Here is a 9,915-nt window from a genome sequence, read left to right as displayed (position 1 = left end):
AACCACCACTGCCAAAACTAGCTGCGTTGCCATTAGGGTTGTAGAACAACTGCCCACTCACGGGATTGTAGACAATTTTCGCCGTGCTAGTCCCCGCTAAATTAGTCACTTCAAAATCACTCAAGTTATTAAAACCCGTTCCCGCAGAAGAGGTAATCGCACTAAAAGTAGTTTGATCCAGTACAATCTTGTCAGCTTGGGAACTGTTGAAGTCAGTAATGGCATCTACACCAATAGCAGTCAGGGCAAAAGCAGCATCGGTGTTGTAAAAGAATCTGTCAGCACCTACACCACCAACGAGAATATCATTGCCGAATCCACCCACAAGAGTATCATTACCGAATCCACCGATGAGAATATCATCGCCTGACCCGCCTCGCAACAAGTCATTGCCACTGAAGCCATTAATGATGTCATTACCTCCTTGACCATTAATCACATCATCTGAGTTGTCAAAACCTGCGATGTTATTGTTTAATTCATTCAGGAAGGTGACAGTGTTTTTGTTGAAAATGCTAGTTTGAGTAGAGTTGGCATTAATTACATCAAAGCTGTCGGTGATGCTTGTTTGTCCATCAAACTCTATATTGCCAATAGCTGGCGTTGAATCAGTTTCTGGCAGGTTATCCAGGTTTTCTAAGAGGAAGTTTTGCAGAGTTACTTTGGTAGATGCCACATTTTCAAAGGTGACTTCTAAGTTGTTGCCTATTGGAGTTAGTTGCAGATTTTTGGCAGTCAATCCCGAACCGGTAAATTGCAGCGTATCAACATTGGCAATTACAGCCGATGATGGGTTTGAGCCTTCACCAACGCCACCAAAATCGGTGATGATGTCATTGCGATCGCCAGGGCGAAATACAAACTTATCTTGACCACCGTTGCCTGTCAGGGTATCGTTATCAGCTTTGCCGTCGATGATGTTGTTCCCAATTGTACCGATGAGAGTGTCTGCTGAGGCAGTTCCCGTTAGCTTAATCGTGCTGCCACTGCCGATGTTCTTCCCCCCAAACACTACATAGCTTTGCCTAGCACCAGAGATGCCGTTGGGGTCGGCACCATCTGCCCCAATAATCAGGTCGTCAATGCCATCGTTGTTGATGTCCCCCCCATTGCTGACTGAGTAGCCTGAGCCGTCAGATTCTGCAACTTCTGTAATGCCGTTAATTATAAAGCCATTAGTGCCATTCAAGTCGGAGACGTTAACGAAATTGAATGATAAATTAGCCATGATTTTCTCCTGTGTTTGTAGTGATTGAGCATTCGTGAGGCTTGGTCAATGGAATTCGCGGCTAGACAAACACGAAAAAGCCTGCACAAACTTACAAAAAATTCCCGTTTTCAAACCTGCCATCGCCCAGCGTCCCGTTTGTAATTCGTAATTCGTAATTAGGAAATTTAATCACGAGTTACAAGGCTTACAATTACGAGTTGTATTGATAGCGGTCTTTTGATATTAGCTAGTCAACGGATTTAACTTTGTAAACAAAAATTACTTTGATAACCGTTAAACCACTTAAATACTCTGATGAATATCTAAATATTGTCAATAGGCTGGGTGAAATTCTGGTAAACTGAGAGTTAATTTTATGACGTGCCAAGTCAAGTTTTTGTGTACGCGTAGCCCGTCGTAGACATGGCACTATTTTTATAACTTGAGTTGAGGAACGAAACCCAATATTTGTGCGTTTGTTGGCTCAAGTCTGGGTTCAACACAACTTAAACCACAGCGTTATTAACGAAAATAATGGCTTTCATAACCAAAATGGTTATTTTATAACGAAAATTATAATGTTTGTAACGAAAATAACGACTTTAGTAACTAAAATGATTATTTTGTAACGAAAATTATAATGTTTGTAACGAAAATAACGATTTTAGTAACCAAAATGATTATTTTATAACGAAAATTGCGACTTCAGTTACTAAAATTGCAATGTTTATAACGAAAATCAGGGCTAATACCAATTCACGAAAATCCTGATACATATAGATTTATCGTAGGGGCATGGCATTGCCATGCCCCAAAAGAGCGTATTTGTATCATTAAAGTGAAATGGTATAATGTTTAGAGAATATCGCGCTTTGCGAGATATTGGTACATCTGCCAACGTGTATCTACCTCGGCTTGCGCTTGTTCTAACAAGTGCTTGGCTACGTCGGGTTTACTCTTAGTAAGCATTTTGAAGCGATTTTCTTGATACATCGAATCTTCTACAGATTGCTGAGGCGATCGCATATCCAATTGCAATGGATTTTTACCCTGGAGGAGCAACTCTGGATTATGCCGATACAGCAACCAACGACCTGATTCTACCAAAGTTTTCTGATGATTCATCCCTGTGGTCATATTAATGCCGTGGGCGATGCAGTGGCTGTAAGCAATAATTATTGATGGCCCATCATAAGCTTCTGCTTCCAGAAATGCTTTCAGGGTATGTTCATCTCTAGCGCCAAGGGCTACACTCGCTACGTAGACATTTCCGTAGGTCATGGCAATCATCCCTAAGTCTTTCTTCGGTGCAGGCTTGCCACTGGCGGCATATTTAGCAACTGCTGCTTATGGCGAGTTCTAAGCCTGGAACTCGGTGTTTTGTCGGAATTATGCTTGCAAGACAAAATCTGATGCGGCCAGAGTTGGCGCACCAGTTAGAGTTGCAAATAAACCACCACTGCCAAAACCAGCTGCGTTACCATTAGGGTTGTAGAACAACTGCCCACTCACGGGATTGTAGACAATTTTCGCCGTGCTAGTCCCCGCTAAATTAGTGACTTCAAAATCACTCAAGTTATTAAAACCCGTTCCCACAGCAGAGGTAATAGCACTAAAAGTAGTTCGATCTAGGATAATCTTATCACCTTGGGAACTGTTGAAGTCAGTAATGGCATCTACACCAATAGCAGTTAGGGCAAAAGCAGCATCGGTGTTGTAAAGGAATCTGTCAGCACCTACACCACCAACGAGAATATCATTGCCTACACCACCCACAAGAGTATCATTGCCCTCTCCACCGATGAGAATATCATCGCCTGACCCGCCCCGCAACAAGTCATTGCCACTCAAGCCATTAATGATGTCGTTACCCCCTTGACCATTAATCACATCATTGGATTGATCAAAACCCACGATGTTATTGTTTAATTCATTGAGGAAAGTAACAGTGTTTTTGTTGAAAATGCTAGTTTGAGTAGAGTTAGAATTAATCACATCAAAGCTGTCGGCGATGCTGGTTTGCCCATCAAACTCTATATTGCCCTGTGCAGGTGTTGAAGAATTTGCTGGCAGGTTATCCAGGTTTTCTAAGAGGAAGTTTTGCAGTGTAACTTTGGTATTAGCCGCATTTTCAAAGGTGACTTCCAAGTTGTTGCCATCAGGAGTCAACAGTAGATTTCGAGCAGTCAATCCCGAACCTGTAAATTTCAAAGTGTCAACATTGGCAATCACTGCTGCTGTTGGATTTATGCCTTTACCTACACCACCAAAATCGGTGATGATGTCATTGCCATCGCCATAGCGAATCACAAACTTATCTTGACCACCATTGCCTGTCAGGGTATCGTTACCAGTTTTGCCATCGATGAGATTGTTGCTATTTGTGCCAAAAAGAGTATCTGTACCAGCAGTTCCAATCAGGTTAATGGTGCTGCCCCTACCTATATTCTTCCCCCCAAATACCACGTAGGTCTGCCCTGGACTGTCGCCGTTGAGGAAGCCTCCAGGTGTCCCGATAATCAGGTCACTGATGCCGTCGTTGTTGACATCTCCGGCACTACTGACAGAAACGTCTGGTTCGTTACCCACCGCGATGCCAGCGAAGCCGTTAGCGCCGTTGAGGTCAGAGAGATTGAGAGTGGCGCTCCATCCTGTGCTCTTGCCAAATACCACGTAGCTCTGCTCAGTAGAGTCACGGTTACTTGTCCCGATAATCAGGTCAGCGATGCCATCGTCGTTGACATCTTTGGCACTACTGACAGAATAGCCGTCACCAGCATTGATGCCGTTGATCGCGAAGCCGTTAGCGCCGTTGAGGTCAGACAGATTGAGAGTGGCGCTCCATCCTGTGCTCTTGCCAAATACCACGTAGGTGCCGTTGGGGGAGGCATCTGGTGCCCCGATAATCAGGTCAGCGATGCCATCGTCGTTGACATCTCCGGCACTACTGACAGAATAGCCTGATCTGTCACCCACCGCGATGCCGTTGATCGCGAAGCCGTTAGCGCCATTGAGGTCAGACAGGTTGAGAGTGGCGCTCCATCCTGTGCTCTTGCCAAATACCACGTAGCTCTGTCCTGAATCGGTGCCGTTGGGGGAGGCAGATAGTGCTCCGATAATTAGGTCAGCGATGCCGTCTGAGTTGACATCTCCGGCACTGCTGACAGAAAAGCCAGAGCCGTCATCCGCCGCGATGCCGTTGATAGCAAAGCCGTTAGCGCCGTTGAGGTCAGAAAGGTTGAGAGTGGCGCTAAAACCTGTGCTCTTGCCAAATACCACGTAGCTCTGCCCAGAATCGTCGCCGTTGGGGTCGCCTTGAAATGCTCCGATAATCAAGTCAGCGATGCCGTCTGAGTTGACATCTCCGGCACTGCTAACAGAACGGCCTGAAAAGTCAGCAACATTGATGCCGTTGATAGCAAAGCCGTTAGCGCCGTTGAGGTCAGACAGATTGAGAGTGGCGCTCCATCCTGTGCTCTTGCCAAATACCACGTAGCTCTGCCCTGAATTGGGTCTGTTGGGGCCGCCGGCAAATAGTGCCCCAATAATCAGGTCAGCGATGCCGTCTGAGTTGACATCTCCGGCACTGCTGACAGAACTGCCTGACCAGTCACCCGCCGCGATGCCGTTGATCGCGAAGCCGTTAGCGCCGTTGAGGTCAGACAGATTGAGAGTGGCGCTCCATCCTGTGCTCTTGCCAAATACCACGTAGCTCTGCCCCGACGAGATGCCGTTGGGGTCGGCATAAGGTGCCCCGATAATCAGGTCAGCGATGCCGTCTGAGTTGACATCTCCGGCACTGCTGACAGAATCGCCAAAGCCGTCACCAGCATTGATACCGTTGATCGCGAAGCCGTTAGCGCCGTTGAGGTCTGAGAGATTCAATGATGAATTAACCATGATTTTCTTATGTATTGGTAGTGATTTAGGAAGTCGAGAGCCTTGGTAAATGGAATTGGCGGCTACACAAAGTCTTTTTGCCTGCGCGGACTCACAAAAAATTCCAGTTTTGAAACCTGCCTTCGTGTAGCGTCCCCTTTGTAATTCGTAATTCCTAATACTCGTATGCAGGCAACAAGCAAGCTACGTAATTCGTAATTAGGAAATTTAATCACGAATTACAAGGCTTACAATTACCAGTTGTATTGATAGCGGTCTTTTGGTGTTAGCTAGTCAACAGATTTGACTTTGTAGGCAAAAATTACTTTGATAACCGTTAAATCACTTAAATCTTCTGATGAATATCTAAATCTTGTCAATAGCGACTGTCTTAAAAGTCAAGCGATCGTTAACAAAAAACCGGAGGTGGGAGGATTGACGCAACTGAGGAACGCTGCGCTAGATTCGGCGGTGTCTGGTACGGGCTAGAAGACTTGTGACTTGTAGTCTAGATAATCACAGCCCGCACGCCTACACTCCGCTTCGCCGCCGAATCTTCCTCAGTTGCTGGATTTCCCGTGGAGGCAAAAAAAGACATGAAAAATTTACCCAAGTCATGCGATCGCATCAGTAGAGATGCTGTGCCATCGGCTAAAGGGCTAATAGAAAGTATAAAAACGTTTGCAAGCCTTACGCGTTAACAATTGGTTTAAAATTGTCAGAAATGCACCAAGGCAAATTATCTCGTTGTGGTGACCCGTGCACTGTACGGTCTATTATGACCAAGGTTGGGACGGTCTACCACTTCTTCTAAGATACAAGGTTGGGTAGAGCGTAAGTGTTACCCAACAAAGCCGAGAGAATGTTGGGTTTCGTTCCTCAACCCAACCTACGCAAAATCAGGTTTTTAGCTCTAACTGAACCGTATTGGGGTAAAGGAACGAACCGCAAACGCGAGTGCGTCTCGTTAGAGAAGGACGCAAAGGACGCAAAGGAAGAAGGAAAAGAGAGAAATAAAAAGTTGATTTACCAAGTTTTAGAATCTTTCTCTCTGTGTTCTCTATGTTTGGAGCGGTAGCCTGCGGCAAGCCGTGCGTCTACGTTATTTAACCCAAGCAAAGTTAGCTTGACACTAGTAGGTATTTTGCGAAATCGTATAACACCAAACCTATTGAGTTCTAAGTACAGCATTTCATTAATTCGTAGCGAATTAAATTTGGCAATACCCTGCAATGCCAATGCATCGACTGACAATGCCAATGCATCGGTTGACAATGCCAATGCATCGGTTGACAATGCCAATGCATCGGCTGACAATGCCAATGCATCGGCTGACAATGCCAACGCATCGGCTGACAATGCCAATGCATCGGCTGACAATGCCAATGCATCGGCTGACAATGCCAACGCATCGGCTGACAATGCCAACGCATCGGTTGACAATGCCAACGCATCGGTTGACAATACTAATGCATCGGCTGACAATGCCAATGCGTCCCCTTGCATTAAAAACGCTACGATTTTACGCAAAGCTGTACTAAGGCACCTCAATAGGAATCAAAGCATTTTCTGGCAAATAGTTGCAAAAACGCCCTTCATCTGCAAGCACCAAAATCAGGCGCAAAGGATAATCTGGCGGAACTTGTAAATCTGCCCACGGTACTGCCAACTCTAAACAACTATTTAAAGCTACTTGAGCGCGACTGAAACGGGGATGCCACTGATAATTGTCTCCAGCTTCCCGAAACTGAATCGATTGCGTCAGCAAGTTAATTTCTAGAAGATGGTGGAAAAGGTAATTAAGTGGGGCTGCATCTGGTAAATCTGCCAAAGGAACTGGGCTGTTAACCATTGTTTTTTCTGGATAGAACCACAGCAAATTCAACTCTGCTGGCAAATCTTGCCCTGGTGCAGCGCCACTTTTAAAGTCCAGCCGCAAATAGAAATTGAGGTGATCCACCCCATACCAAAGTCGCTGGATGACACTGCTATTGTGCATCGTCCCCCGCGCCCCGCCAATTTCTATACGTCCAGCTTTATCCCAATCTTGTTCATCACCCTTACCATCGATGACGGGATGAATAAACCCTTGTGGGGTATGGTTTCTCTGCGCTTCGTGGATTTCTACTGGTTGCTTGAGATAGGGCGGTACAGGTTCATTTAACGCTTTGTAAATGCCAAACAAGTGTTCTCGAAACAATTGATCAAAGATGGCATCCTGATTTGAGGAGTGTCCTGCACCAAACCACCAAAACCAGTCTGAACCCTCTGCGGCATACAACGCTTCCCATGCTTCGGGGTTGTTTTCTTCCGTCGCTTCAGGATGACTTGCGAGCATTTCCCTTGCTTGTGTCAAGTAATCCCAAGCACGATTTTTGGCGGGATCGCCGATCCAAGTGGTGAAACTGCCATCCACCCAAGAACCACTATGTAGTTGTCCTCCGGGAATGGTGGCTGTGGCTGGAAATTCTTCCAGAAATTCGGAGACGGTGACGAGTTTGAGGTGGGGTTCATCGCTCAAACTTTGATATAAAGCTTCTAAGAAGGGTTTCCCATCTTGGGGATAAAATTCCCAGCAATTCTCCCCATCCAAGGCGATGGTAACTAGCCAAGGTTGTTCACTTTGACTTTCTCTTTGCATTTTAGCGATCGCTTGCAAATGTCCCACTAAATCTGCTGCTGCCTTTTTTGCTGGCATCGCGCTATAAGTAAAGCCAATCAAATCTGATAATCTGTGGTCACGAAACACAATTGACAAGTCACCCTCGGCGATTTGCAGGCGATAGGGTCGATACAACAGTTCTGGTTGCTGCACATTCCCCGCCCCATCCCGATGGAAAAAGTGTTTCAGCGTCCACCCCAACACGGCTTCATCTGAGCATATCCACTTAAATCCTTGGTTAATAATATCTGGAAGGATTGCCGGACTTACTGATTGTTCCGAAGGCCATAAACCACGAGGTATCTGTCCAAAGCGGTCTTTATAAAAGTTCCAAGCTTTCCGCAAGTGGCGGGGAATATCTTCTGACCACTGAAAACGCTGCTTAGGTAGTGTCATATTAGGCACAGCCACCCGACCAGAGTTAGTATCAGCTAGCAAGGGTAAAATCGGGTGAGTGTAAGGCGTGGTGGTAACTTCTAGCTGCCCCGCCTCCTGCATTTTGCGATGTTGGGGGATAATGCGCCTGAGAATTTCTCGCTGTTTGGAATAAATGCGCTGGCGATCGCTTAAAGTAAAATTCCGACCCTGTTTTAACCAAGTAGCAATTTCTGGGTCATCCCAAAACAGAGGATCGATCCAAGTCAAATTGTGCCAAGCTAGCAAATCACCATAATCTGGCAATTCCCAATTTGCTAAACACCAAGCTTGTCCTTTTTCCTGCCTTTGCTGGTACAACTCGGCATAACGGGGATGAGGGTCAATCAGAGTATGGTGATTGGCATCGAAAAAGTGCTGGATAATAAATTCGCGCTGTTGCTGGGTGAGTTGTTCATCCGGTGTCAAGCTGGCTGTGAGGTAAGGGTCAAAAGCAGTGCCAGCAATATAATCTTCTAATTGCAATATCAGCGATGGAACTAAATTCACCGTTTGGTGTAACTTAGGATACCGCTCTAAGAGCAATACCAAATCCAAATAATCTTTAGTTCCATGCAAACGTACCCAAGGAAGCCTGTACTGCTGACTAGAAGATAGCGAAACGCCGCTGCCAGGAGATTTGTACAGCGGCTGATGTTGATGCCAGATAAAAGCGATGTAAAGAGGATGAGACATAGGAATAGTTAGGAGTTAAGAATGAGGAGTTAGGAGTTGATTCAAACTCATAACTCCTAACTTCTAACTCCTAACTTTTACACGACTTGTTCAATTTCTGCAATTTCGGGAATCATTTCCTTTAAGCGGCGTTCAATACCCATTCTCAGAGTCATTGCAGAACTGGGACAAGAACCACACGCACCTTGCAAGCGCAGTTTTACAATAGGCCCATCGAGTTCTACGAGTTCCACATTGCCGCCATCAGACATGAGATAAGGGCGCATTTCATCTAAGACTGTTTCAACGTTGTCGATTGTGAGTTCCATAGTTTTAGACCTGCTAAGTTAATGATGGGGATTGGGAATGGGGCATTGGGCATGGGGCACTTGTACTGAGCGAAGCCGAAGTATGGGGCATTGGGCATTGAATAATAATGATTTCTGTGGCCTATGCGCGGTTACTCATTAACCATTATCCAAAATTTTGTTTTCCAGCTTTCTTAAATCGATCCTAAATCTAATTGCCGCTAGATTGTCAGGTGTCAGTCAGTTTTTAATGACTTTCGACTAAACCACTGCTGATTTTAGCAACTTCATATTAGATTAGCTGAACAATTTATCGTGCAAGCCCTCCTACTCTACTTTAGCGGTTAAAGTCCTGAAGAGAACGCCAGGAGGTGAGGACAAGGAAAGTTTTTTCCCAATACCCCATGCCCAATATGCTTATTAAATAATAATTGCTAAAAAAATTTAAAGTTTAAAACTCAAAACCCAGTACTGGTAATCTTCCAAATGACTAATGACTAGTGACCAATGACTAATGACTAACATTCAGCACTGTTTGTTGAGTCGCCATCATTAGATGAAACCATAACTGGTTGTTGATATAGTGGTACGGTGAATGTGACTGTTGAACCAAGTCCTTCGCCCAGACTATAAAAATGTACCGCGCCGCCCCTAGCCAGATGATTACCAGCGAACTGACATTAGCTAGCCCGCCAATTAGCGGAAACAGTGTATTTCGGAGTTTTGCCAGTTCCAGGTTAGCAGTCAATAGCTGCTGATTTTTCTTG

Annotated in this window: 6 protein-coding genes and 2 pseudogenes; 1 reads left to right on the top strand and 7 read right to left on the bottom strand. The window is 45.3% G+C overall.

The window, feature by feature from the left end; all coding sequences use genetic code 11:
* The 3 genes and pseudogenes from LC574_RS10985 to LC574_RS37940 all read right to left on the bottom strand — a co-directional run.
* Positions 1–1,228, bottom strand: a pseudogene (locus LC574_RS10985) (hypothetical protein); the annotation flags it as partial.
* Between the two features lie 837 nt (positions 1,229–2,065).
* Positions 2,066–2,566 (bottom strand): annotated as a pseudogene (locus LC574_RS10980) (pyruvate:ferredoxin (flavodoxin) oxidoreductase); the annotation flags it as partial.
* A gap of 33 nt (positions 2,567–2,599) precedes the next feature.
* Positions 2,600–5,110 carry a hypothetical protein gene (locus tag LC574_RS37940; protein ID WP_267871490.1) on the bottom strand — a complete coding sequence of 837 codons (2,511 nt, stop codon included), beginning with the start codon at positions 5,108–5,110 and terminating at the stop codon, positions 2,600–2,602.
* 306 nt (positions 5,111–5,416) lie between these two features.
* On the opposite strand from LC574_RS37940, the gene LC574_RS10965 reads away from it, so the two are divergent.
* Complete coding sequence (locus LC574_RS10965) at positions 5,417–5,578, top strand: hypothetical protein (RefSeq protein ID WP_229453552.1); 162 nt, start codon at positions 5,417–5,419, stop codon at positions 5,576–5,578.
* 537 nt (positions 5,579–6,115) lie between these two features.
* Here the strand turns inward: LC574_RS10965 and LC574_RS10960 are convergent.
* The 4 genes from LC574_RS10960 to LC574_RS10945 all read right to left on the bottom strand — a co-directional run.
* On the bottom strand, positions 6,116–6,595 hold the full coding sequence (locus tag LC574_RS10960) for a hypothetical protein (protein WP_229453551.1): 480 nt from the start codon (positions 6,593–6,595) through the stop codon (positions 6,116–6,118).
* A 31-nt stretch (positions 6,596–6,626) separates the two neighbouring features.
* Positions 6,627–8,861 carry a glycoside hydrolase gene (locus LC574_RS10955; protein WP_229453550.1) on the bottom strand — a complete coding sequence of 745 codons (2,235 nt, stop codon included), beginning with the start codon at positions 8,859–8,861 and terminating at the stop codon, positions 6,627–6,629.
* 77 nt (positions 8,862–8,938) lie between these two features.
* The gene (locus tag LC574_RS10950) at positions 8,939–9,169 is read right to left on the bottom strand and encodes a NifU family protein (RefSeq protein WP_069069965.1); all 231 of its coding nucleotides are present in this window, start codon (positions 9,167–9,169) and stop codon (positions 8,939–8,941) included.
* A gap of 490 nt (positions 9,170–9,659) precedes the next feature.
* Positions 9,660–9,915, bottom strand: a 256-nt coding sequence (locus LC574_RS10945) for a hypothetical protein (protein WP_229453553.1), incomplete at its 5' end; no start/stop codon positions are given.

This window comes from Nostoc sp. CHAB 5715 (assembly GCF_020829685.1).
Taxonomy (GTDB): Bacteria; Cyanobacteriota; Cyanobacteriia; order Cyanobacteriales; family Nostocaceae; genus Nostoc.
This window is presented reverse-complemented; position numbering and strand designations above follow the sequence as displayed.